Genomic DNA, 24,137 nt, shown 5'->3' with positions numbered 1-24,137 from the left:
GTCATGGTGGGGATTGCAGGCGCTGGACGCGGCCCGCCTGCTGGGCGGAACCGGCCGGTTTGCCGTCGCGGTCGCGCTGGGCCAGGTAGGCCGCCAGCGCGTCGATGTCGCGGATGGGCGTGGGAGCGCGGCCGGTGCCGCGCGTGAACGTCGGGAAGTAGTCGCCGCCTTCGGCAAGAAAATGGTTGGTTACCACGCGGTAGGTGGCGCCGTCCTCGATCGGCACGCCGTGCAGCAGCACGCTGCCTGGCACCACGCGCTGCCCTTCCGGCTGCCTGGCGTCCCACTGGTAGGTGAAGCCGTTCGACACTTGCAGCAGGCCGCGCGTGACGTTGCGCCCTTGCAGCCACTGCTCTTCCAGCAGCGCGCGCAGCTGGGCGCCGGTGAGGTTCATCACGTCCAGCGCATTCCCGAACGGCAGCACGGCGTGCAGCTGCGCCAGCGTGGTCACGTTGCCGGCGCCGGCCAGCAGGTCGTTGCGCAAGCCGCCGCGGTTCATGAAGGCGATCTGGGCGCCGAACGGCTTGCCTGCGGCCAGCATGGAATCTGCCACCAGGTTGCCGATGGCCGATTCGCTGCTGTCGTCGCCGGTGGCGCGCGCCACCCTGGCCACGGCCAGGCGCGCCACCGGCTTGCCCAGCACTTCGTTGCTGCGTTTGCGCACCGTGTCCATGTAGGCCACCATGGCCGGATCGGCCGGATAGCGGTCCTGCTCCATCACCACGTTGCGTGCGCTTTCGGCCACCACGCTGTTGGTCGCCGTGTCCACGCTCAGCTTAATGCGCGACATCACGTGGCCCGCCGTTTCAGCCTGCGTCACCAGGCGGCCGTCCACGCGGCACAGATAGCCCTTGTGCGAGTGGCCGCTGATGACGACGCGGATGGCCGGGTCGAGCCGCTTGACCACGTCCACGATTTCGCCCTGCAGATTGGGGCAGTCCGGCCGGTCCAGCGCGTCCGTGGTGCGGCCGCCCTGGTGGATCAGCACCACGAACACGTTCACGCCCTGCGCGCGCAGCTCGGGCAGCACGCGGTTGATGGCTTGCGCCTCGTCGGTGAACTGCAGGCCGGCGATGCCGGAGGCCAGCACCACCTGCGCGGTATCCTTCAGCACGGCGCCGATGAAGCCCACCTTCACGCCGCGCACTTCCTCCACGTGGTAGGCCGGCAGGAAGGGCTTGTTGGTGACCATGTCCACCACGTTGGCGGCCAGGTACTGGAATTTGGCGCCCGGGTAGACAGGCCCGAACTTGCAGGCCTTGTCCGGGCGCGGCGATACGCAGCCGCCCTTCTGCTGGCGCAGCAGCTCGGCGCGCCCGGCGTCGAATTCATGGTTGCCCACCGAGCTCGCGTTCATGCGCAGCAGGTTGAGCGCGCCCAGCGTGGTCTCGTCGGCCCACATGGAGGAGATGGCCGGACTGGCGCCGATCAGGTCGCCCGCGCCCACCAGCAGCAGCTGCGGGTCTTCCTTGCGCCAGGCCTGCAGCGCGGCGGCGATGGTGTCGATGCCGCCGGCCAGTTCGCTGCGCGCGGTGCCGCCCGCATCGGTATAGGTGAATTTGCTCGGCTCGATGTAGCCGTGGAAGTCGTTCAGCGTGGCGATGTTGATGTCCACCACGGCGGCGGGACGCTGGCTGGCGCAGCCCGAGAGCAGCGCGGCGGCCAGGGCCAGCGCCATGGCTGGGGATTTGAATGGAGTCTTCATTGCAGGGATGGAGCCGGTAATCGGCTATTGTACCGCTCCGCAGCGGCCCGCTGGCGGGCGCCACGGCCGGCGAAACGTTACGTTACAGAGAAAATGCGGCGTAAAAAAAACGGCTGGTGTCGCCACCAGCCGTTCGTTCAAGCTATCAACGCGACGAGATTAGAACTCGTACTTGACGGTAGCCTGGATGGCCCACTGCGACTCGCCTTTTTCCTGGCGGGTGACCAGCTCTTCCGTGGTGCGGACGTTGTAGATGTAACGGCCCTGGGCGTCGATACCAACGTAGTCGACGAAGCTGCGTACCTGGCCACCAGCGGACTGGAATGCCACTTCATTGATACGGCCCCACTTCTTGTTGATCATGTTGCCAACGTTCAGGAAGTCCAGCGAGAAGATACCTTTGTGGCCGGTCCAGAAGCCTGGCACTTCCTGGGTGACCTTCATGTCGATGCTGTTGGTCCATGGCGAGAAGTCGGTGTTGCGGCCAACCACGCCGCCCTTGTACTTCGACAGGGCGCCATTGGCGTCCACCACTTTCCAGAACGCCGCCTCGGTGGCAGCGCGTGCCGCCGGGGTGGCGCCGAAGAAGGCCACTTCGCCCGAACCCGGTGCTTTCGGGATGTACATCAGGTCGTTGCCGGCCAGGCCGTCGCCGTTCAAGTCGTTGTTGATGGTCCAGCTGAACGGCTTGCCGGTACGGCCTTCATAGAACAGGCCGAAGCCGGTCTTGTAGCTGCCGAAGAACGCCTTCTGCCAGCTCACGTTGGCCGAGATGCGGTCTTTCACCAGGTAGTTCGAGTTGGAAGCGACGTTCTCGTTCGGATCGAACGATGCACGGCCGCCCCAGTTCGAGCTGGAGGTCGACGAGGTCAGCGGCGATACTTCGGTGGCGTCGGTGTAGGTGTACGCTACGCCCCAGCCCAGGCCGGCACGCATAGGCGCGCGCAGCGACAGGGTCAGCAGGTTGCCGGCGCCGCCCGAGGTGCGGGTTGCCTGCAGCACCTGGCCGAAGGCGGCGTTGCTCTGCGCCTTGGTGCGGGTGTCCGGGCAAGCCGCGCCGCCCACTGCGCCACCGGTTGGGGTGTAGCAGGTTGGCAGGTAGCCGGAGTTGGTGTAGTACAGAGGACGGCCGTCGCTACCGGTCTTGGTCGGTGCGCCCAGGTTCAGTTCCTTGTAGTAGATGCCGTCCTTGGTCTTGGTGCGCAGGTATTCCGCGCCGAAGACGATGCCGCCCCATGGCAGTTCATGTTCGAACGCCAGGTTGCCCTTCCAGACCGATGGCTGCGCCATGTCGCTGCTGATGGTGTCGACCTTCATGGCAGGAATGGTGCTGACCACGTTGGTCGGCTGGTTGTTCGGATCGGCGCTGAAGAAACCGCCTGCGGTCGGGCAGGTGCCGGCCGCGAAGGTGCAGGTGATGTTGCGGATCACCATGCCGGAGTTCTGGAACGGGTTGCCCAGCCAGACCGACAGGGCGGCGCCCTGGAACAGGCCGGCGCCACCGCGCAGCTGGGTAGGACGCTCGCTGTCGAACTTGTAGTTGAAGCCGACGCGCGGCTGGTACAGGTTCTGGCCGTCGATGGTGCGGGTGTTGTCCACGCCGAAGCCACCGGTCTGGCGGCCGTTGACCAGCGGGCCGGTCGGCAGCGCAGCGGTCGGGTTGGCCACCGGCACGTCGCCGATGCGGGCGCCGTCCATGCGGATGCCGGCCATCAGGGTCAGCTGCTTGTTGACGGTCCAGCTATCCTGCAGGAACAGGCCGATGTTTTTCAGCTCGAAGCGGGCGATCGCGTCGTCCAGGGTCTTGCCCGGGATGGCTGCTTGCAGCGTGTACGACGAAGGACGGCCCTTGCTGAAGTTCTCCAGCACTGCGGCGGCGTGCTGGGCCGAGGTGGCGCTCGAGCAGTTGATGGCGCCGAACGAGTACGTGAAGGTGCTGCTGCTGTTGATACAGGCGAAGGTGTAGTTGCCGTTCACGTTCTGCAGGAACGCGTTGTAGATCTCGTTCTTGCTGTAGTCGGTGCCGAACTTCACGTCGTGGTCGCCCACGTTCCAGTTGGCGCCGGCGTAGAAGTCCTGGGTCTTGGTCTGCAGCACGTTCTTCTGGCGGCTCAGCTCGGTACCGAAGTTGGCGAAGCGGTTGCCGGTCGACAGGCCGGCAGGCGAGCCGTCAGGCAGCGCGCCGGAGAACTGCAGGCCGATGGCCGGCAGGAAGGCATTGTTCTTCGGGACGCTGTCGTACTTGCGGTTCGACACTTTCACTTCGGTCGAGAAGCTTGGCGTCCACTCGGAGGTCCACTGGCCCACCAGGGTGGTCAGCGACTTCTCCTGGGCGTACCAGTACGAGCTCAGCGAAACACCGGTGGCCGAGAAGCCTGGGAAGATAGGCTCGGACTGTTCGGTTTTCGAGTAGCGCAGCATGGCGCGCTGGTCTTCGGTGATGTTCCAGTCCAGCTTGAGCAGCTTGTCTTCCGACGTGAACTTGGTTCCGCTCGGCACTTGCGAGGTGCCGATGTCCATGCCGTAGCGGTCTTTGGCAATGGTGGCCGCGCTGTCCAGTACGGACTGGGCGATGGCAACGGTGGTCTGGCCGCCTGCGCCGCCTACCGGGCCGAAGGCCGGCGAGTTGCGGCTGCTTTCGGTTTTTTCATAGTTCGCGAACAGGAACAGCTTGTCCTGGATCAGCGGGCCGCCCAGGGTCACGCCCTTGGTGGTTTCTTTCGACGGCGGCGCGTCGAAGTAGGAATCGGTGGCGCTGTTGTAGCGCTCGCCGGCCAGCTTGTCGTTGCGGAACACGTAGTAGACGCTGCCCTTGACCTTGTTGGTGCCGGACTTGGTGACCGCGTTGATGTTGGCGCCGGTGTAGCCCTTCTGGGTCACATCGTAGTTGGCCACGTTGACCTGCACCGACTGGATCGCTTCGATCGAGATCGGCTGCTTGCCGGTGGCGGTGCCGCTGGCTTCCAGGCCGAAGGTGTCGTTCACGGCCACGCCGTCGATGGTCATCGAGTTGTAGCGCGAGTTCTGGCCGGCCACGGAGATTTCGCCGCGTTCCTTGTCGGTCTGCGACAGGCGCGGGTCGACGCGGGCGTAGTCCTGCAGGCTGCGCGAGATCGATGCCTGGGTCGCCAGGTCGGTCGCGGTGATGCTGGTGCCGGTGCCCATGTTGGTGCGGTTGAAGGTCTCCGAGCGGCGGCCGGTAATGGCCACGGTCTGGATCTGGCCCAGCACCGCGTCCACGGAGGCGGTCTCGGCAACTTCGACATAAACGTTTTCGCGCTTCTCGACGACGCCGTTCTTGGTGATGGTGATCGTGTATGGACCGCCGGCACGCAGACCGCGGGCGACGTAGCGGCCTTCAGCGTCGGTGACGACGCTGTTGACCGAGCCCGATTCCGTGTGAACGATGGTCACGGCTGCGCCGGCGGCAGGCTTGCCGTCGTTGGACGAGATGCGGCCCGCGATGGACGACGTGGTGTTCTGTGCGAACGACGGTGCCGCTGCGAGCGCGATGGACAGACTGAGCGCAATCTGCGTCAATCGTAGCCGTTTATGCTTGATCATTGTATAACCCCAAAAAAGACTAATATTATTGAAACGCTGACGGCCGTCCTGTAGGGCGGCCGGGCATTTCCTCTTTACTGTGCTGCAAACCTGGACCGGCGCTGCTGGCTAAGCGACGGGAAAATTCTTCTGTAGCGTAACGAATGAGTCTACTTTGGCAATGTTTCAGGAGCGTGACATCGCCCACTGCAGGTATGACAAAAAACAATTGCAACATGGCACTTTTACAATGCTGATTCCACTATGCATGAAGCAAAAATGCATGACAAATTCGTTTTTCTTCGCGAATTCAGATCCAAAAGCTATAAATCCGACAGTTTTAGTCGGCGAAATGAACTCGGAGTAAGGGATTAGGCGGAATTATAAAGTTGGCTGAAATTAATTCATGGAGAAAATGACAAAAGGACGCATAAAAGCGTCCTTCTTGTTGCATTGCAACCACAATGTTTCAACGATGACATTGCAAAAAACTCTACCCGGCTAACGAACTACACCGGGTGTTACCGCTCGATGACAACCGTTAATGGCTGGCTTTGTGCAGCGAAGATGCAACATCCGCCTCGAAACGGGCGAACTTGCCGTCCAGCGCCTTGAGCAGGCGCTGCTTGTCGGCGGCGGCCAGGAAGCTGTAGCGGATGCTGTCATATGACAGCTTTTTGACTTCCGCATAGCTGGTCGGGTAACGGCTGGCGAACAGCACGTACTCGTTGGCCAGGTTATTACGCGACACGCCCGCATCGTCGGTGGAGATGACAAAGGGCACGCCGTATTTGCGGTACAGGGTAACCGGGTGCGCGTCGCCCTTGATGCCGAGGATGAAATCGTTGCTGGTCAAATTCACTTCCACCGCGATGCCGCGCTCGCGCATGGCTTTCATGGTGGCCAGCGCACCGGATTCGTGGGCGATGTCCATGCCGTGCCCGACGCGGCTGGCGCCGGCCACGCCGATGGCGTCCGCGATGTGCGACTGCAAGCCTTCCGGCGGCACCATGCCCAGCGCCAGCTCGCCGGCGTGCAGCGACAGTTTCACGTCCGGGTACTTGGCCTTCAGGAACTTGAACATCTGCATGTGCAGCTTGTAGTCGCGCATGGAGACGTAGGTGCTCTCCTGGCCGACGATGTTCACGCCCACCACTTTCGGGTTCTCGCGCGCGAGCCTGAAGGCCGACACCATGGACGAGAACACCTGCGACGGCGACAGGAAGCGCAGCACGAAGGGCTGGTAGCGCATGGTGAACTGCTCGTCGTCGATGCCGGCGCTGGAGGTGTCCACGTTCTTCTTGTAGGCGTCCAGCCAGCCGGTCCAGCCGGCGTCCTTGTCCAGCACCGGCAGCAGCGCTTCCAGCTGGGCGTTCAGCGCAGCGCTGTCCAGGTTGGGCGCCAGCACGGCCTTGTCGAAATCGGCGTTGGCGGTGAACGGCGCCAGTTCGAACACCGTTTCGATGTAGCTGACGTTCTCGTTGATGGCGCGCTGCTTCAGCGTGCGCAAGCCGTCCGCGGTGTTGGTCGAGGCGACGGCGTTGAAATAGCCGAAGGTGTCGAAGAAGGTGCGGTCGGGAGGGGTCTGCTGGCCGCTGTGGTTGTAGAAGTCCTTGGTGCCCCAGCGCTGCAACAGCTCGGCCAGCATGGTGTTGTCCAGCATGACGGCTTCGCCGCTGATGCAGGTGCGGGTGGCAGGCGACGCGGCGCGCTCCATGGCCAGCTTGCCGGCGTCGGTTTCGATCTGGTAGTTATTCTTGCGGACGCAGTAGCCCTGCTTGTCCACCCACTGCAGGAACTGCTCGGCGTAGATCGCGCCAGAATAGTGGTGGTGCAGGTCGCCGCCCTTGGGCATCATCGTGAAAAACAAAGTCAGCTCGGCCGACTTGGGCTGGCCGCCCGAAACCAGCGACGCGAAATGGCGGCTGGTCGCTTGCTCGTTGGCGTTCGGCGCAGCCTTCTGCGCATGCGCATTGCAAGCGGCCGCCACGGCCAGCGCCATCATCAGTTTCGGGAAAATCTTTGTCATCGCATGCCCTCGGTTAAACGTGCCCTCGTCAAATGTAGGGCGGGTTAGCACGCAGTGCGTAACCCGCCGCGTGGGCAGCCCCGCGGCATCACCGGCGGCAATGCACCAAGCGCCCCGCCGAATACGTGGCAGCCACGGTGCGGTCGTCGCCCAGAAGCGCCAGCGCAAACAGCAATTCTTCGAGGTTCCCGGTGTGTCCCGTGCGGCGCGCCAGCAACGGCGTGGCCTGCGGGTCCAGCACCACGAAATCCGCCTCCGCACCGATTGCGAAACTGCCTATCGTGCCTTCCAGCTGCATGCTGCGGGCCGCACCCAGCGTAGCCAGGTAGAACATGCGCAGCGCTGGCAGGTAACTGCCCTTCAAGCGCGCTACTTTATAGGCTTCGTTCATGGTTTGCAACATGGAGAACGACGTGCCCGCGCCCACGTCCGTGGCCAGCGACAGCAGCATGCCCGCCTGGTCGGCGCGCTCGAAGTCGAACAGGCCGCTGCCCAGGAACAGGTTGGAGGTCGGGCACACGGCGGCGGCGGCCTGCGTCTCGGCCATGCGGCGGCGGTCGCCCTCGTCCAGCCAGATGCAATGGCCGTACATGGCGCGCGGACGCAGCATGCCGTAGCTGTCGTACACGTCCAGGTAGCTGCGCGCCTGCGGGAACAGTTCCCTCACCCACTTCACTTCGTCCTCGTTTTCGGACACGTGGGTCTGGATATAGGTATCAGGATAAGCGCGCGCCAGTGCGCCTGCCACCGACAGCTGCGCCTCGGTGGAGGTGGGCGCGAAACGCGGCGTGATGGCGTACTGCGCACGGCCCCGGTTGTGCCAGCGCTTGATCAGCTCCTCGCTTTCCCGCCCGCCCGTCTCGGCGCAGTCCTGCAGGAAGGTGGGGCAATGGCGGTCCATCAGCACCTTGCCGGCCACCATGCGCAGGTTGCGCTTCTCGCTGGCCTCGAAGAAGGCATCCACCGATTGCGGATGCACGGTGCAATAGACCATGGCCGTGGTGGTACCGACGCGCAGCAGCTCGTCGAGGAAGAATTCGGCCGTGGCGGCGGCGTGCGCCGGGTCTTCGAACTGGCGTTCGGTCGGAAAGGTGTAAGTGTTCAGCCAGGGCAGCAGGCCGGGCGCCGGCGAAGCGATCATGTCGGTCTGCGGGTAGTGCACATGGGTGTCGATGAAACCCGGCGTAATCACCTTGCCGCGATAATCGTGCACCTCGGTGCCAGGCGGCAGCGTGGCGTGCAGCGCGGCGTAGTCGCCGGCGGCCTGCACCTTGCCGTCGGCAACGACCAGCAGGCCGTCCTGGTGCCAGTGGTGGGCGTCGGGCGTGAAGGCGGGATCGGCGTGGAAGTGCAGCAAGCCTGCGCGGTAGGCTTGCACCTGGGTCGTTTGCATAAGGGTCTTTCTAAACTTTGTATTGCGTGGAACCGGCTGCGCGCAGCAGGGTCGCGGTCTGGCTGAGGGGCTTGGGCATGCGCTCGGCATCCTGCTGCTCCCACACGCCCAGCAGCTGGGCGCAGACGGAAGCGGCGATCACGGCGGGCGCCTTGTTGGTGATGCCTGCGATGCCGATCGGGCAGACCATGGCGTCGATGCGGGCCTGGTCTATGCCCTTGGCCTGCAGGCGGTGTTCGAACTGCATGCGCTTGGTCTTGGAGCCGATCAGGCCGAACCAGTACACGTCCTGGCGCCGCAGGATGGTTTCGGTCAGGCGCTGGTCGAGCGCGTGGTTGTGGGTCAGCACCAGGTAGCTGCTGTTGGGCGGCGCTTCGGCCACGCAGGCTTCGGGCAGCTCGCTTGCTTCCACGGTGACGTTGGCGGGGATATCGGCCGGGAACATGTCCTCGCGCTCGTCCACCCAGGTGACGGTGCACGGCAGCTCGGCCAGTGCGCGCACGATGGCGGCGCCGACGTGGCCAGCGCCGAACAGGGTCAGGTGGGCGCGCGGGGCCAGGATGGGATCGACCATCCAGCGGCGGCCGGAGGCGTCCTGCATCAGGTGGGCGCCACGGTCGCGGGCGAAAGCGGGGGCGGACAGCGGATCGCTGACCGGCATGGCCAGCGGCGCGGCGGACGGCGCGGGAACGGCGGCGGCGGACGACGATGGCGCGGCAATGGAGGACGGCGCGGCGACGGCCGACAGGGCGGCGGCGCGTGCCGATGACAGCGGCTGGCCGTGCATGTCGAACAGCGCGACGGCGGCTGGGCCGTCTACGGCGCTCAGGCGCCAGCAGTCTTCGCGGCGGCGTTCGCGCAGCGCCGCAAGGACCGCGCCGAGCCGCGTATCGACGCGCTCGAACAGCAGGTAAACAACACCGCCGCAGCACTGCCCCAGGCTGGGGCCGAGCGCGAAGCGTTCATAGCGCACGGCCTGCCCGGACAGCATTTCGCGCGCGATGTCGATGGCGCGCATTTCCAGGTGGCCGCCGCCTATGGTGTCGAACTCGCGCTCCGCCGTCACCAGCATCTTGGTGCCGGCCTCGCGCGGGCCGGAGCCCTCCACGCGCGCCACGGTAATCAGCACCGACGGCGCCGAGGGATCTGTCAGCCAGTCGCTCATGTCTATTTCACCGCCGCTTCAACAGCGGCAATGGCCTTGAGGATTTCTTCGGAAGTGGCCGGCGCGTTCAGCGGCGGATTGACCTTATGGCCGCCCACCGACGAAATGGCGTCGCGGATGGCGAAGAACACCGAGAACGGCAGCAGCAGCGGCGGCTCGCCCACGGCCTTGGAGCGGTGGATGCTGTCCTCCACGTTGCGGTTCTCGAACAGGCGCACGCGGAAGTCCTCCGGGCAATCGGACACGCCCGGAATCTTGTAGGTGGACGGCGCATGCGTCATCAGCTTGCCGCCGGCGTTCCACCACAGCTGCTCGGTGGTGAGCCAGCCCATGCCCTGGATGAAGGCGCCCTCCACCTGGCCGATATCGATGGCCGGGTTCAGCGACTGGCCCGCGTCGTACAGCGCATCCGCGCGCAGCAGCTTCCATTCGCCGGTGAGCGTATCGACCACCACTTCCGACACGGCGGCGCCGTAGGCGTAGTAGGAGAACGGATGGCCGTTCATGGTCTTCGGGTCCCAGTGCAGGTGCGGCGTGGCGTAGTAGCCGTCCGACCACAGCTGCACGCGCGCCAGGTAAGCCTTCTGCACCAATTCCGCAAACGGCACGGCATGGCCATTGACGTGGACGCGGTTGTCGTAGAACTGCACCTGCGCCGCGTCACCGCCGTACTGCTTCACCGCAAAGGCAGCCAGGCGCTCGCGGATCTGGCGCGCCGCGTCCTGCGCGGCCTTGCCGTTCAGGTCCGCGCCGGTGGAGGCGGCGGTGGCGGAGGTGTTGGCCACTTTGCTGGTATCGGTCGCGGTGATGCGAACGTGCTCCAGGTCCAGGCCCAGTTCATGCGCCACCACCTGCAGCACCTTGGTGTTGATGCCCTGCCCCATCTCCGTGCCGCCATGGTTCACCAGCACCGAGCCGTCCACATAGACGTGCACCAGCGCGCCGGCCTGGTTCAGGTGCGTGACGTTGAAGGCGATGCCGAACTTGAGCGGCGTGAACGCCAGGCCTTTTTTCAGCAGCGGGCTGCCGGCGTTGAACGCGGCCACGGCCTCGCGGCGCGCGCGGTAGTCGCTGCTCTGCTCCAGTTCCGCCGTCAGTTCCGCGATCACGTTGTCGACGATGACCTGGCCGTACGGCGTGACATTGCGCTCGTCCTTGCCGTAGAAATTCAGGCGGCGGATATCGTAGGCGTCCTGCCCCAGGTCCCGCGCGATCTCGTCGATGATGTATTCGATGGCGATGGCGCCCTGCGGCCCGCCGAAGCCCCGGAAGGCGGTGTTCGACTGCGTGTTGGTCTTGCCGCAGGCGGCGCGGATGTCCACGTCGCTCAGGTAGTAGGTATTGTCGAAGTGGCAGACCGCGCGCGTGGCGACGGGGCCGGACAGGTCGGCAGAATAGCCGGCGCGCGACACCATGTCCACCTTGGCGGCGATGATCTTGCCGTCGTCGCCGTAGCCCACTTCGTATTCATAGTAGAAGCAGTGGCGCTTGCCGGTGACGAGCATGTCGTCGTCGCGGTCGGCGCGCAGCTTGACCGGGCGGCCGGACTTTTTCGCGGCGATGGCCGCTGCCGCGCACCACAGCGCCGATTGCGACTCCTTGCCGCCGAAACCGCCGCCCATGCGGCGGCACTCGACCTGCACGTTATGCGAATGCACGCCCAGCGCATGCGCCACCACGTGCTGCATCTCGCTCGGGTGCTGCGTGGAGCACAGCACCTGCATGCCGTTCTGCTCCTTGGGGATGGCGTAGGCGATCTGGCCTTCCAGGTAGAACTGCTCCTGGCCGCCCACGTACAGCGTGCCCTTGACGGTGCGCGGCGCCTGCTCGAACGCGGCCTGGTAGTCGCCACGCTTGAGCTGCATCGGCGGCAGCACATAGGACTGCGCGGCCTTGGCCGCCTGCGGCGTCAGGATGGCCGGCAGTTCCTCGTAGGTGACGTTGGCGCGGCGCGCGGCGCGGCGCGCGTTGTCATGCGTGTCCGCCACCACGATGAAGATGGGCTGGCCCACGTATTCCACCTTGCCGTCGGCGAGGATGGGATCGTCGTGGATGATGGGGCCGCAGTCGTTGGTGCCGGGGATGTCCCGCACCGTGTAGACGGCCACCACGCCGGGCGCAGCGCGCACCGCGTCCAGATCGACGGCGACGATGTTGGCGTGCGCCTTGGCCGACAGGCCGAGCGCCGCGTGCAAGGTGCCGCGCAGCTCGGGAATGTCGTCCGTGTAGGTGGCCTGGCCGAGCACATGCAGCGCGGCCGATTCGTGCGGCTTGCCCAGGCCGACGGCGGTCCACGCCATGGCTTTGATGTCAGTAGCGCCGGGATGGTTCATGGCGGCTCCTTTCAGGCGCGGCAAGCAAAGGCGTTGACGGCGTTGGCCGCAAGCGGCGCGTCAACACGGGTTTCGAACCAGAAGCGGCGCAGCAGGTTCTGCGCGGTCTTCATCCGGTATTCGCTGGAAGCGCGCATATCGCTCAGCGGCTGGTAGTCCTGCGCCAGCGCGTCCATGGCGACGGCGAGGTTGGCTTCGCTCCACGGCTTGCCGTTCAGCGCCGCCTCGGCCAGCGCGGCGCGCCTGGGCGTGGCGGCCATGCCGCCGAAGGCGATGCGCGCCTCGCGCACCAGGCCGCCATCGAGCGTCAAGGCGAAGGCGGCGCAGACGGCGGAGATATCCTGGTCGAAGCGCTTGGCCAGCTTGTAGGTGCGGAACTGCACCGCCGCGCGCGGCAGCGGCACGCGCACGGCCTGCACGAACTCGTCGGCGCGCAGGTCCTTCTTCTGGTAGTCGAGGTAGAACGCTTCCAGCGGCAAGGTGCGCGTGCCGGACGGGCCGCGCAGCACCACTTCGCTGCCCAGCGCGATCATCCACGGCATGGAATCGCCGATGGGCGAACCGTTGGCGACGTTGCCGCCCAGGGTGCCCGCGTTGCGGATTGGCAGCGAGGCGAAGCGCTGCCACATTTCGGCCAGCTGATCGGGGTAGTGCTTGCACAGCACGGCGTAGGCGTCGTTCAACGACACGCCGGCGCCGATTTCCAGCATGCCGCCGTCTTCGGCGACGGTCTTCAGCGCGTCCACGTGGCCGAGGTAAATGATGTCGTTCAGTTCGCGCATCTGCTTGGTCACCCACAGGCCCACGTCGGTGGAGCCGGCCAGCATCAGCGCCGATGGGCGGCTGGCGCGCAGCGCGGTCAGTTCATCCAGCGTGCGGGGCGCGTGGAAATGGCGTTCGCCCACGCTGTAGGTGGCCAGCTTGTCGCGCTTGAGCGCTTCCAGCTGCTGCGCCAGCGCGGCGCGGTCGAACTCCACCTTGGGCAGTTCGGTCATGCGCTGGGCGGCGTCGATGATGGGGCGGTAGCCGGTGCAGCGGCACAGGTTGCCCGACAGCGCATCGTCCACTTCCTTGCGGGCGCAGGGCTGCGCGTCGTTTTTGAGGTACATGCCCCACAGCGACATGGCGAAACCGGGGGTGCAGAAGCCGCACTGCGAACCGTGGCATTCCACCAGCGCCTGCTGCACCGGGTGCAGCGCGCCGTCCGGCTGCTGCAGGTCCTCCACGGTGAACAGCGCCTTGCCGTCCAGCGTGGGCGTGAACTGGATGCAGGAGTTGACGGATTTCAGCTCAACCTTGCCATCCACCAGCGTGCCGACCACCACCGTGCAGGCGCCGCAGTCCCCCTCGGCGCAGCCTTCCTTGGTGCCCGTGCAGTGCAGGTCCTCGCGCACATGCTGCAGCACGGTCTGCGTCGGCGAGGCCGTGCTCACTTCGTGCACGGCGCCCCGGTAGTAAAAACGAATCGGATCTGACATTGTAGCCTCGGCGTTGTCCCAGATTACAAGGTTAGCAGTTCACGGCCCCCGTTACTTATATTATTCTGATGATGTCAGATATTCGTCAAACTGAATAAGGATGGGTGGCGTGCCAATGCTCGGCGATGTCGATGCGGCGCGTGATCCACACCTTGTCCACACTCTGCACGTAATCGAGGAAGCGCGCCAGCGCTGCGGCCCGGCCCGGACGGCCGATCAGGCGGCAATGCAGGCCGATGGACAGCATTTTCGGGCGGTTCAGGCCGTCCGGATCGCCCTCGGCGTACAGCGTGTCGAACGCATCCCTCAGATAATCGAAGAACTGGGTGCCGGAGTTGAAACCCTGCATGGCGGCAAAACGCATGTCGTTGGTGTCCAGCGTGTAGGGCACGATCAGTTGCGGGCTCACCACATCCAGGCCGGCTTCATTCTTGTGCGCAACGGGCAGCCAGAACGGCAGGTCGTCGCCGTAATGGTCGGCATCGTAGCGGAAGCCGCCGTGCTCCATCACCAGCTTGTGGGTGTTGGGCGAATCGCGGCCGGTGTACCAGCCCTGCGGCGCGCTGCCGGTCATTTCCCTGATGATCTCGACCGCTTCCTGCATGTGAGCGCGCTCGGTGGCCTCGTCCACGTTCTGGTAAGAAATCCAGCGCAGGCCGTGGCAGGCGATTTCATGGTTCAGCTCCTGGAAGGCGGCCACCGCTTCCGGATTGCGCTTGAGCGCCATGGAAACGCCGAAAATGGTCAGCGGCAGCTTGCGCTCCTCGAACATGCGCAGCAGCCGCCACAAGCCGGCGCGCGAGCCGTACTCGTAGATGGTCTCCATGCTAAGGTGGCGCATCGGAAACGCCGCCGCGCCGATGATCTCGGACAGGAAGGTTTCCGAAGCCGGATCGCCGTGCAGCACGTTGTTTTCGGCGCCCTCTTCATAATTGAGAACGAACTGCAGCGCCACGCGGGCGCCGCCCGGCCATTGCGCATGGGGTGGAGTGCGGCCGTAGCCGATCATGTCGCGGGGGTAGTTGTCGTAAGTGCTCATCCGACAATAATATATGGCATTGCCGACACCAGTATAAGATTTATACGATATCGTGGTTCACTTAACGGATATAGGAAGCATCATGGGAAAACTCAGTACGCACGTGCTCGACACGGCAGCCGGCAAACCCGGCACGGGCGTGAAGGTGGCGCTGTTTGCGGTCAAGCCGGAAGGCAAGGTCCTGCTGAAGATGGACATCACCAACGCCGACGGCCGCTGCGCCACGCCGCTGCTGGAAGGCGAGGCCATGAAGGCCGGCCAGTACGAGCTGGTGTTCAACGCGGGCGACTACTTCGCCGGCCAGGGCGTAGACTTGCCGTCGCCGCGCTTTATCGACCTGGTGACCCTGGCGTTCGGCATCGCCGATCCGGCGCAGAACTATCACGTGCCACTGGTGGTCACGCCGTGGTCCTACTCCACTTACCGAGGCAGCTAACAGATGCAACGCCGACACTTCCTGGGCGCCGCCGCGCTCACCCCCTTGATGAGTTTTGCAGCCGACGCGCCGGACGGGCCCCAGAGCGCCTTCGCCGCGCTGGAAAAAGACCTGGGCGGACGCCTGGGCATTAGCGCCGTCAACCTGGCCACCGGCAAGCAGGTCGGCCACCGCGCCAGCGAGCGCTTCCCCCTGTGCAGCACCTTCAAGGCCATGGTGGCCGCCGCCATCCTGCAGCGCAGCGCCAGCGATCCCGCGCTGCTGAAGCGGCGCATCAGCTACACCAAGGCCGACCTGGTGCCGCACGCGCCGGTCACCGAAAAACACATCGACCAGGGCATGACGGTAGAAGAGCTGTGCGCCGCCATGGTCCAGTACAGCGACAACCCGGCCGCCAACCTGCTGATGAAAGTGCTGGGCGGCCCGGAAGCGGTGACCGCCTTCGCACGCAGCATAGGCGACACCGACTTCCGCCTGGACCGCTGGGAAACCGAGCTGAACAGCGCCATCCCCGGCGACCCGCGCGACACCACCACGCCGCAAGCCATGATGCGCAGCCTGCAAGCGCTGGTGGTGGGCGACGCCCTGCCCGCGCCGCAGCGCCAGCAGCTGAAGGACTGGCTGGTCGGCAACACCACCGGCGCCAAGCTGATCCGCGCCGGCGTGCCGGCGGGCTGGACCGTGGGAGACAAGACCGGCGGCGGCGCCTATGGCGCGCGCAACGACGTCGCCGTCATCTGGCCGCCCGGCCAGGCGCCCATCGTCATCGCCGTCTACACCGCGCACGAAAAAGCAGACGCCAAATACCGCGAAGACATCATCGCCGGCGCCACCAGCACCGCCCTCGCCCTCCTTCGCTAACCCCGGGGTCTAACCCCGGGGTCGGTCTAACCCCGGGGGTCAGATCCGGCATCACGCCACAGCCTCTGCCGTAATACCCTGGGGTCAGTTCCGGCATCGCGCCACGGCCTCTGCCGTAGCACCGCTAACGGTTGAGCTTGTGGCGTAATGCCGGAACTGACCCCGCCGTGGAATCGGTTCGTTAAAGCTGAGCTCGTGGCGTGATGCCGGACCTGACCCCGCAGGGGGACGGCGGCGGGTAATCGGTTGGCTTACTTGCCGTATTCTTGTATCAGGCGCGCCAGCAGATAGGCACGCGGCGCGATGCTTTCGACTTCGGCGTATTCTTCCGGTGTATGGATGCCTCCGCCGACGATGCCCAGCCCGTCTATGGTGGGTACGCCGGTGGCGAATGTCAGGCTGGAGTCGGCGGCGCCGCCGGAACTTTCCAGCGTCAGCTTGCGGCCCAGCTCGCCATACACGGCCTGCGCCTTGGCGGCGACCGCATCGGTGACGGGGCTCTTGGGCATCGGCGGGAACCCGCGCCGCAACCGGGCGCTGACCTTGGTGTCCGGGATCAGGTGGTTGGCGGAGATGCGCGCCAGGTCTTGCTCCACGCGGTCGAATTCTTCCGGCACGGCCACGCGTACGTCGGCTTGCGCGGTGGCGTGGTCGGGAATGACGTTGGTGCGCTCGCCCGCTTTGATCACGGTGAAATTGACGGTGGTTTGCTTGCCCGGATCAGCCAGCTTGGACAGCTGCAGCACCTGGTGCGCTGCTTCCATGGCGGCGTTGCGGCCCGCTTCCGGCGCCACGCCAGCATGGGCCGCCTTACCGGTTACGTCGAGTTCGATTTCGCCGCTGCCCTTGCGCATCACCACCAGGCCGTCGGCGGCTCGGCCGGGCTCGAGGTTCAGCGCCACGTCATGCTCCCGGGCCAGCTTGTCCATCAGCGCGCGGGTGCCGTGCGAGCCGGTTTCTTCGTTGGTGTTGAGCAGCAAGGTGATCTTGCCGTAGCCGGTGTCGCCGGACTGTTTCAGGATTTTCAGCGCCGCCAGCGCCACCACGATGCCGCCCTTGTCGTCCATGATGCCGGGGCCGTAGGCACGCGTGCCCTCGATGCGGAACGGCCGCGCGGCCGCCGCGCCGTCCGGGAACACGGTGTCCATGTGCGCTACCAGCAGGATGCGGCCTTTGCCGGTGCCGGTCAGCGTGGCCTGGATGTTGCGGCTCATGGCGGGCGTGGCCGGGAAGGTTTCGACCTTGGCGCCGAGCCGTTTCAACTCTTCCACCGCAATGGCGCCGACCCGGTCCAGCCCGGCGCCATTGAAGGTGCCCGAGTCGATGTTGACGAGGCGCTCCAGCAGCTTGAGCGCTTCCGGCTTGGCCTGCTCCGCCTTGGCCAGCAGTGCCTGGTTAACCTTGCCCGCCTCGGCCGCTGCAGCGCTCCCAGCCGATGCTCCCGCCAGCGCCACCAGCACCGCCGCCACGCCTCTTGTCACACTCATCCGTTTGCCCATCGCTACCCCGCAGGAAATATTGGTGGGCAAATCATAGCGCAAGCGGCCTATTGGGCGGTGAAACGCGCCAGCTGGCCGCTGTCGCCGCTGAGGATGAGGGTCTTGCCTTCCACCTTCCAGGTGCGCGTGGCGTCCAGGGCCTGCAGGTAGGCGTTTTCCTGCTTGCCGCTGGCGTCGTCCATGCAGGCGCGGCGGGTGGAGGCAAGCGGTCCCATCTTCAGGGACTTTCCGCTCCACTGGTAGGCGCCGGTGAAGTTGTTGCAGCCGCCGCTGCCGGAGACGATGCCTTTCGATGAATCGAATTTCAGCGATTGCTTGCCGGCCGGCTGGCCGCCCAGCTCGGCGAGCTGCCATGACGTGTCCGTCAGCGATGCGCTCGGCGCGGAGCCGCTGGCGCCGGTGGTGCTGCAGCCGGCGGCCAGCGCCAGCATGCCGCCCATGGTGGCGGCCGTCATCCATTTGCCCAAAGTTTGCATAACTCACTCCTTCACGTTGTGTTGCATATGAAACACTTAGATACCATGAATAGCGAAATACTGTCGTATAGTTAGCCTTAGCAGTTCCGCCACTCAACTTTACAGGAATACGACATGAAAAAAATTATTGCTGTTATCGCTGCTTTCGGTTTCGCCAGCTCGGCCTTTGCCGCGCCTGCTTCGGCATCCGCGTCGGCAGCCGCTTCGGCGCCGAAGAATTCGCAGCAATCCAAAATGGCGACCTGCAACGCCGATGCCGCCGGCAAGAAGGGCGACGAGCGCAAGGCCTTCATGAAGGAGTGCCTGAGCGCCAAGCCGGCCGCCCCTGCCACGCAACAGGACAAGATGAAAACCTGTAATGCCGATGCCACCGGCAAGAAAGGCGATGAACGCAAAGCCTTCATGAAGGAATGCCTGAGCGCCAAGAAGTAAGCGCCGAGTAAGCGCCGATGACGCCGGCTTGCTCGCCTTGGTATCTGCTGCTGCTCGCCATCCCCATCCTGTTGCTGGGCGAATGGCTGCTGAGACGAGTACCGCTGCTGGCGCGCATTAATATTCCTGTCCCAGTCGCAGGCGGGCTGCTGTTCAGCGCAGCCTGCCTGAGCATCAATTTGTCCGGGCTGGCGGCTGTCAGTTTCGGCACCAAGGTCAGTGCCGGCTGGTGGACCTGGCTGGTGACGCCGGATATCGAATGGCTGGCCCGTCCGGCCAAGAATCTCAATTTGCCGCTGTTGATTGCCTTCTTCACCTGCGTGGGGCTGGGCGCGCCGCTGCGCGTGCTGCTGGGCGGCGGGCGCATGCTGGTGGTATTGCTGCTGGCGACTACCGTGCTGTCGGCGCTGCAGAACGCGGCCGGGGTGGCGGTGGCCGTGGCGCTGGGGGCGCCGGCCTTGCTGGGCGTGGCGTGCGGCTCGCTGACCTTGGTTGGCGGACATGGCACGGCGCTGGGGTTTGCTTCGCGCTTTGAGCAGGCCGGGCTGGCGTCGGCCGCCACCATCGGCGCTTCCGCGGCGACGTTCGGGCTGGTGGCCGGGGCGCTGCTGTCCGGGCCGCTGGGCGCGTGGCTGTTGCGCAAGGTGTCGCCGATCGCCGCACGTGGCGCGAGCGCATCAGGCGCGGGAAACGAAGCGGAAAACAAGGCGGAAAACAAGGCGGGAAACAGGGCGGCAAACGAGGCAGGAAACGAAGCGGGAAACGAGGCGGCAGCTGCGGCGGCCGGGGCGGTGCCAGGCACGGCGGCGATGACGGCGCCCGCGGCGGCGGCCGGGGCGGAGGCGGCGCCCGCAGCGGCGGAGGTGGCGGCCCGGCCCGCCGTGGCGGCGCCGGCGGTGGCGAATTTTGTGGCGGATGTGCGCGCGCTGTTCGCCCTGGGGCGCGGGGCGGCGCTGCATCTGCTGCTCGTGGCAGCTTGCGTGAAAGCGGGCGCATGGGTGAGCTTCGGGCTGGACCGCATCAGCGCCGCCCTGCCCGCCTACATGGGCGCGCTGCTGGTGGGCTTTGCGGTGCGCGCCATCCATGACGCGCTGGGCGGCACCTGGCTGCGCGGCGAGACCATCGCGCGCATCGCCGCCGTGCTGCTGCCGCTGTTCCTGGCGGTGACGCTGGCGGCGCAGAACCTGGCCGACCTGGCTTCGGTGGCCGGCCCCATGCTGGCCATCCTGGCGGTCAATATCGCGCTGACCTTGCTGTTCTGCGCCGCCATCGTGTGGCCGCTGCTGGGACGCAATCACGAGGCGGGCGTGGCCACGGCGGGCCTGGCGGGCTACGGCATCGGCTCCACGGCGACCGCCGTTGCCGCCATGGACGCCATCACCCGCCAGCGCGGACCGGCGCCGCGCGCCACCACCATCGTGCCGCCCACCGGCGGCTTCCTGATCGACCTGACCAACGCGCCGGTGATCAGCGCCTTCCTGCGCCTGCTGGCCTGATCAGGCAGGCGCGGCGCGCGGCCAGCCGCCTATTTCAGCAAGCCTTCATACCAGCTCCGCTTGCTCTTCTCCACAATCACGGCCTGGTAAGCGCCGATGTCCAGCGCGCCCAGCACGGGGCGCGGCATGCCGCCCGCCGGATGCTTGTACTGCATGGTGGGCCGCAACGCCACGCCGGACGGCAGCATCGGCGGCTCGGCGCCGGCATTGATGATCTTGGCGTTCTCGGTCGGCACCAGCACATAGTTGGCCCGGTCCACGAAATCCACTTCCATGGCCGCGTAGTTGCGCCGGTCGATGGCCTTGGCCTGGTTGGTGATCATGCCCTTGCCCATGAAGATGTTGTTCTGGATATGCACCGGCACCTTGACGCGCTCGTGCACGCGCACGAACACGCCGTTGCGCTTGTCGTCGTTGATGAAGGTGTTGTTCACCACGTACAGCATGTCGTTCGCGCCGCTGCCCTCGTTGCCGTAGGCGAGCAAGGTGTTGTTGTCGTTGTCCGCCGGCTGTTCAATGACGTTGCCCAGCACGTAGGCCGAGCCCGCGTTCGGCAGGTCGATTTCAAAACTGGGGCGGCCCGCCGCCGTCGTGCCCTTCTCGCCCGGCGCCAGGCTGGAGAAGCGGTTATAGGCGATGGTGTTGATGCGCGCACGCGACTTCAGGTTGTGGCCGATGTTGGCATCGTGCGAGTAGTTGAAGCGGAACGTCAGGCTGGCCACGTCGCCCACGTAGATGTTGTGGGTCTGGCCGCTGCCGTCGCCGTTGTGGCCGAACTCGCTGTTTTCGATGACGATGCGGCTGGTGGGCGAGGCGCCCGTCAACACGCCGTTCTCGTTGTCGTGCAGGAAGCTGTTCTTCAGCGTGAAATTATTGCCCTCGATGCGCAGCGCGGCGCCGTTCTTGTCCGCCACCTTCGTGTTGAAGATTTCCACGTTGTCCACGGTCACGTCATTGCCGGCGATCACCCACGCTCCCTTGCCTTCGGCACCCCGACCCTGCGCGTCAATGCGCGCGCGGCCGCGCATGCCGCGTATGGTGAGGAAGTTGGGCGTGATGCGGCACACCTCGCCCGGATACAGGCCCGCCTCGATTTCCACCGTATCGCCGCTGCGGGCGGCGGCAAAGGCCAGGCAGGGCCGCGCATAAGCCATGCCCGGCCCCACGGTCAGGGTGGCGCCCCAGGCGGTAGCGCTGAAAGTCATCGATACGGCCAAGGCCAGGCTGCGGGCGCGCAACGTCATGTGCAATCTCCTCGTTTTCGGAATTGCAATTTTACGCCGAAGCGGACGCCTGCCCGCAAGTATCAGCGCGCGATCTCGTTCGGCAGCCGCCCGGCTTTCGGCCCCCGGATCTTGTGCTGCAACTGCAGCAGCCCGTACAGCAGCGCTTCCGGCGTCGGCGGGCAGCCCGGCACGTAGATATCGACCGGCACAATGCGGTCGCAGCCCCGCACCACCGAGTAACTGTAGTGATAGTAGCCGCCGCCGTTGGCGCAGGAGCCCATCGATACCACGTAGCGCGGCTCCGGCATTTGGTCGTAGGAGCGGCGCACGGCACGCGCCATCTTGTTGGTCAGCGTGCCGGAGATGATCATCAGGTCGGCGTGGCGCGGCGACGGGCGCGGCATCATGCCGAACCGGTCCATGTCGTAGCGCGCCGAGGCGGCCTGCATCATCTCCACCGCGCAGCAGGCCAGGCCGAAGCTCAAATACCACATGCTGTTGGTCTTGGCCGCGTGCAGCAGGCTGTCCACCGAGGTCAGTATGAAGCCGTCGCCTTCCAGCGTCGGCGCGCCTGCGCTTGCGTTGCTTGATTCGTCCATTGCCTTCCCCTTTCGTCTGGCCACACGATAAGGGGAAAAGCGCGCGCCTCATTGTACCGACACGACACGCGGCCAGGCATTCACCAGCCCTGCACCACCGCCGGCCGCGAACGCTCGTCGTAGCGCAGCAGGCGCAGTTCGCCCGCGTCCGGGCCGGCCAGCACGCCGCCCGGTGTCCGGCCCAGCAGTTCGCTGAAATCGCGCACCATATGGGCCTGGTCGTGGTAGCCCGCGTCCATGGCGATGCGGGTCAGCTGCCCGCGCGGCAGCGGGCGCGGACAGGACATCATCAGCGCCAGCGCGCGCGCATAGCGCGCCAGGCGGCGCGTCTCGCGCAGGTTCTGGCCGTATGCGGCCAGGAAGCGGCGCTCAAACTGGCGCACGCTGATGCCATGCTGCAAGGCAATCGTTTCCGCCGGACTGAACAGCAGCCCCGCAGGCAGGCGGAAGGCGGCGCGCAGCGCATCGTCGCGCCGCGCGGCCAGCCGCAGCAGCCAGTCCGACATCAGCCGCACCCATTCGCCTGCGCTGCGAGTGGCCAGCAGGCTGTCCTGCAGTTCGCGGCAGGGCAGGCCGGGCACGGCGTCGTCCAGCGCCACGGGCAGGCTGAGCAGTTCGTTGAGCGGCAGGCCGAACAGGCCGGCAAAGCGCGACGGCTCGATCAGCGCGCTGACGAAGGTGGTGCCCGGCTGCCACTCGGCCGGCATGGCGCGCGCCATCGGTCCGCACAGGAAAGCCTGGTTCAGCAGGCGGCGCTGCCCTTGCTCGGGCGGCAGCAGCGAGCCGCCGGCGATGAAAAACGTCAGCTGCGCCAGCGGCGAGGCCGGCACCACCACCCTGCCGGCACTGGCGTACTCGATATGGAAGTGATGCACCAGGCCGGACAGCGCTGGCGGCGGCGGCAGGGCCAGGCGCAGGGCGGCCGCCTCGGCGCCGGGTGGGGAATAGGGTCGGTCCATGGCCGGATTATAGTCCCGTCACGGCTTGCGCCTTATCAAACTTGCATTACGGAAACCGTGTCTGGCTTGCACCATGGCTGGGCTTGACTTAAAATCCACAACTCTGAAGCCGCATTGTGCAGCTTCCCGCTCTGGGCCGGCAACGCCTGACCAGCTACTCCCCATGTCCGCTTCTTCACGGTGACCCATTGGATACCGTTCCCATATGGGCGCAATTCCTTGCGCTTGCATTCCTGATACTTTGCTCGGCGTTCTTCGCCATGGCCGAAACCGCCCTGATGGCGGCCAACCGTTTCCGTCTGCGCCACCAGGCCAAGCGCGGCAGCCGGCGCGCGCTGGCCACGCTGTGGCTGCTCGACCGCACTGACAAGCTGCTGTCGCTGGTGCTGATCGCCAACACGCTGATCAACGCCACCGCCATCGCGCTGGTCACGGCCATCGTGATCCACACCTTCGGCTACGACGAATGGCTGATCGTGGCCTCCACCGCCTGCATGACCTTCCTGCTGGTGGTGTTCGCCGAGATCTCTCCCAAGATGATAGGCGCCACCTATCCCGAGCAGATCGCCCTGCCCACGGCCACGATATTGCGGCCCATGATGGCGGCGGCCAAGCCGGTGATCTGGTTCACCAACCTGTTCGTGGGCGTGGTGCTGAAGCTGTTCCGCATCAAGATGGGCACGCCGCTGCGCGACACCCGCCTGTCGCCGGAAGAGCTGCGCTCGCTGGTGCTGGAAGGCGGCAATTTCATTCCGCAAAAGCACAAGAGCATCCTGCTCAACCTGTTCGACCTGGAAGCGATATCGGTGGAGGATGTGATGACGCCGCGTTCGCAGATCGAAGCGCTGAACCTGGCCGCGCCGGTGGAGGAGATCGTGCAGCAGCTGACCACCTGTTACCACAACAAGCTGCCGGTCTACGAAGGCGAAATCAACCAGATCGCCGGCATCCTGCACGTGCGCAAGGCCATGGCGCTGCTGACGCAGGAGGAAGAACTGACCGCCGAACACTTCCGCGCACTGCTGTCCGAGCCCTACTTCATTCCGCAGGACACCGGCGTGTTCGCGCAGCTGCAGTACTTCCAGGAGAACAAGGAGCGCCTGGGCATCATCGTCGACGAGTACGGCGAAGTGCAGGGCCTGGTCACGCTGGACGATATCATCGAGGAAATGATCGGTGACTTTACGACATCAACGCCGGGCGCCGCGCGCGCCGACAGCTTCAACTGGACCGCGTCCGGCGACTGCCTGCTCGAAGGCACGACGGCCTTGCGTGACATCAATAAGCGTCTGGGATTACACTTCCCATTGGACGGACCGAAAACATTGAACGGGATGCTGCTCGAGTATTTGCAGGAGATCCCGGAGGCGGCCATCAGCGTGCGCCTTGGCGGTTGCGTCATCGAAGTGGTGCAGGTGCAGAACCAGGCGATCAAAGTCGTGAAATTGATACGGGCCGACGCGTAAAG

General features: G+C 65.6%; 18 protein-coding genes. 5 read left to right on the top strand and 13 right to left on the bottom strand.

The annotated features are described in order from the left end of the window. Nucleotide 1 precedes the first annotated feature (1 nt). The 8 genes from ACFJI2_RS01580 to puuE form a co-directional block, all read right to left on the bottom strand. Entirely contained in the window at nucleotides 2–1,705 is a 1,704-nt protein-coding gene (locus ACFJI2_RS01580) for a bifunctional metallophosphatase/5'-nucleotidase (RefSeq protein ID WP_377703461.1), read from the bottom strand. Nucleotides 1,706–1,864: 159 nt separating this feature from the next. Further along, nucleotides 1,865–5,269, bottom strand: a complete 3,405-nt coding sequence (locus tag ACFJI2_RS01575; RefSeq protein WP_377703460.1) for a TonB-dependent receptor domain-containing protein — start codon at nucleotides 5,267–5,269, stop codon at nucleotides 1,865–1,867. A 520-nt stretch (nucleotides 5,270–5,789) separates the two neighbouring features. Then, nucleotides 5,790–7,277 carry an adenosine deaminase gene (locus tag ACFJI2_RS01570; protein ID WP_377703459.1) on the bottom strand — a complete coding sequence of 496 codons (1,488 nt, stop codon included), beginning with the start codon at nucleotides 7,275–7,277 and terminating at the stop codon, nucleotides 5,790–5,792. An 88-nt stretch (nucleotides 7,278–7,365) separates the two neighbouring features. Continuing rightward, nucleotides 7,366–8,670, bottom strand: coding sequence for a guanine deaminase (gene guaD, locus ACFJI2_RS01565; protein ID WP_377703458.1), 1,305 nt, complete (start codon nucleotides 8,668–8,670; stop codon nucleotides 7,366–7,368). A 10-nt stretch (nucleotides 8,671–8,680) separates the two neighbouring features. Next, nucleotides 8,681–9,835: a xanthine dehydrogenase accessory protein XdhC gene (gene xdhC, locus ACFJI2_RS01560; protein WP_377703457.1), complete on the bottom strand. Its 1,155-nt coding sequence runs from the start codon at nucleotides 9,833–9,835 to the stop codon at nucleotides 8,681–8,683. 2 nt (nucleotides 9,836–9,837) lie between these two features. Beyond that, the gene (xdhB, locus tag ACFJI2_RS01555) at nucleotides 9,838–12,168 is read right to left on the bottom strand and encodes a xanthine dehydrogenase molybdopterin binding subunit (RefSeq protein WP_377703456.1); all 2,331 of its coding nucleotides are present in this window, start codon (nucleotides 12,166–12,168) and stop codon (nucleotides 9,838–9,840) included. A gap of 11 nt (nucleotides 12,169–12,179) precedes the next feature. Continuing rightward, a complete protein-coding gene (xdhA, locus tag ACFJI2_RS01550; RefSeq protein WP_377703455.1) occupies nucleotides 12,180–13,646 on the bottom strand; it encodes a xanthine dehydrogenase small subunit in 1,467 nt (488 codons plus the stop codon). A gap of 85 nt (nucleotides 13,647–13,731) precedes the next feature. Continuing rightward, on the bottom strand, nucleotides 13,732–14,685 hold the full coding sequence (gene puuE, locus ACFJI2_RS01545; protein WP_377703453.1) for an allantoinase PuuE: 954 nt from the start codon (nucleotides 14,683–14,685) through the stop codon (nucleotides 13,732–13,734). Nucleotides 14,686–14,767: 82 nt separating this feature from the next. On the opposite strand from puuE, the gene uraH reads away from it, so the two are divergent. Both uraH and bla read left to right on the top strand, forming a co-directional pair. Further along, on the top strand, nucleotides 14,768–15,121 hold the full coding sequence (gene uraH, locus ACFJI2_RS01540; protein WP_377703452.1) for a hydroxyisourate hydrolase: 354 nt from the start codon (nucleotides 14,768–14,770) through the stop codon (nucleotides 15,119–15,121). Between the two features lie 3 nt (nucleotides 15,122–15,124). Continuing rightward, nucleotides 15,125–15,982, top strand: coding sequence for a class A beta-lactamase (bla, locus tag ACFJI2_RS01535; RefSeq protein ID WP_377703451.1), 858 nt, complete (start codon nucleotides 15,125–15,127; stop codon nucleotides 15,980–15,982). A gap of 251 nt (nucleotides 15,983–16,233) precedes the next feature. On the opposite strand, the gene ACFJI2_RS01530 is transcribed toward bla, so the two are convergent. After that, the gene (locus ACFJI2_RS01530; RefSeq protein WP_377703450.1) at nucleotides 16,234–17,469 is read right to left on the bottom strand and encodes a glutamate carboxypeptidase; all 1,236 of its coding nucleotides are present in this window, start codon (nucleotides 17,467–17,469) and stop codon (nucleotides 16,234–16,236) included. 59 nt (nucleotides 17,470–17,528) lie between these two features. Then, complete coding sequence (locus ACFJI2_RS01525) at nucleotides 17,529–17,957, bottom strand: META domain-containing protein (protein ID WP_377703449.1); 429 nt, start codon at nucleotides 17,955–17,957, stop codon at nucleotides 17,529–17,531. A gap of 114 nt (nucleotides 17,958–18,071) precedes the next feature. Here ACFJI2_RS01525 and ACFJI2_RS01520 point away from each other — a divergent pair, with 114 nt between their 5' ends. Both ACFJI2_RS01520 and ACFJI2_RS01515 read left to right on the top strand, forming a co-directional pair. Continuing rightward, nucleotides 18,072–18,389 (top strand): PsiF family protein, encoded by a 318-nt coding sequence (locus ACFJI2_RS01520; RefSeq protein ID WP_377703448.1) that lies wholly within the window; start codon nucleotides 18,072–18,074, stop codon nucleotides 18,387–18,389. A 17-nt stretch (nucleotides 18,390–18,406) separates the two neighbouring features. Continuing rightward, a complete protein-coding gene (locus ACFJI2_RS01515) occupies nucleotides 18,407–19,885 on the top strand; it encodes a sodium/glutamate symporter (protein WP_377703447.1) in 1,479 nt (492 codons plus the stop codon). 29 nt (nucleotides 19,886–19,914) lie between these two features. Here ACFJI2_RS01515 and ACFJI2_RS01510 read toward each other — a convergent pair whose 3' ends face one another. From ACFJI2_RS01510 to ACFJI2_RS01500, 3 genes are all read right to left on the bottom strand, one after another. Beyond that, nucleotides 19,915–21,129: a hypothetical protein gene (locus ACFJI2_RS01510; protein ID WP_377703446.1), complete on the bottom strand. Its 1,215-nt coding sequence runs from the start codon at nucleotides 21,127–21,129 to the stop codon at nucleotides 19,915–19,917. A 62-nt stretch (nucleotides 21,130–21,191) separates the two neighbouring features. After that, on the bottom strand, nucleotides 21,192–21,710 hold the full coding sequence (locus ACFJI2_RS01505; protein WP_377703445.1) for a NuoB/complex I 20 kDa subunit family protein: 519 nt from the start codon (nucleotides 21,708–21,710) through the stop codon (nucleotides 21,192–21,194). An 80-nt stretch (nucleotides 21,711–21,790) separates the two neighbouring features. Continuing rightward, nucleotides 21,791–22,669 (bottom strand): helix-turn-helix domain-containing protein, encoded by an 879-nt coding sequence (locus tag ACFJI2_RS01500; RefSeq protein ID WP_377703444.1) that lies wholly within the window; start codon nucleotides 22,667–22,669, stop codon nucleotides 21,791–21,793. 188 nt (nucleotides 22,670–22,857) lie between these two features. On the opposite strand from ACFJI2_RS01500, the gene ACFJI2_RS01495 reads away from it, so the two are divergent. Continuing rightward, nucleotides 22,858–24,135 carry an HlyC/CorC family transporter gene (locus ACFJI2_RS01495; RefSeq protein WP_107876125.1) on the top strand — a complete coding sequence of 426 codons (1,278 nt, stop codon included), beginning with the start codon at nucleotides 22,858–22,860 and terminating at the stop codon, nucleotides 24,133–24,135. Nucleotides 24,136–24,137 lie beyond the last annotated feature (2 nt).

Origin of the sequence: Pseudoduganella sp. UC29_71, assembly GCF_042693265.1 — a bacterium.
Classification (GTDB): domain Bacteria; phylum Pseudomonadota; class Gammaproteobacteria; order Burkholderiales; family Burkholderiaceae_D; genus Rugamonas.
This window is presented reverse-complemented; position numbering and strand designations above follow the sequence as displayed.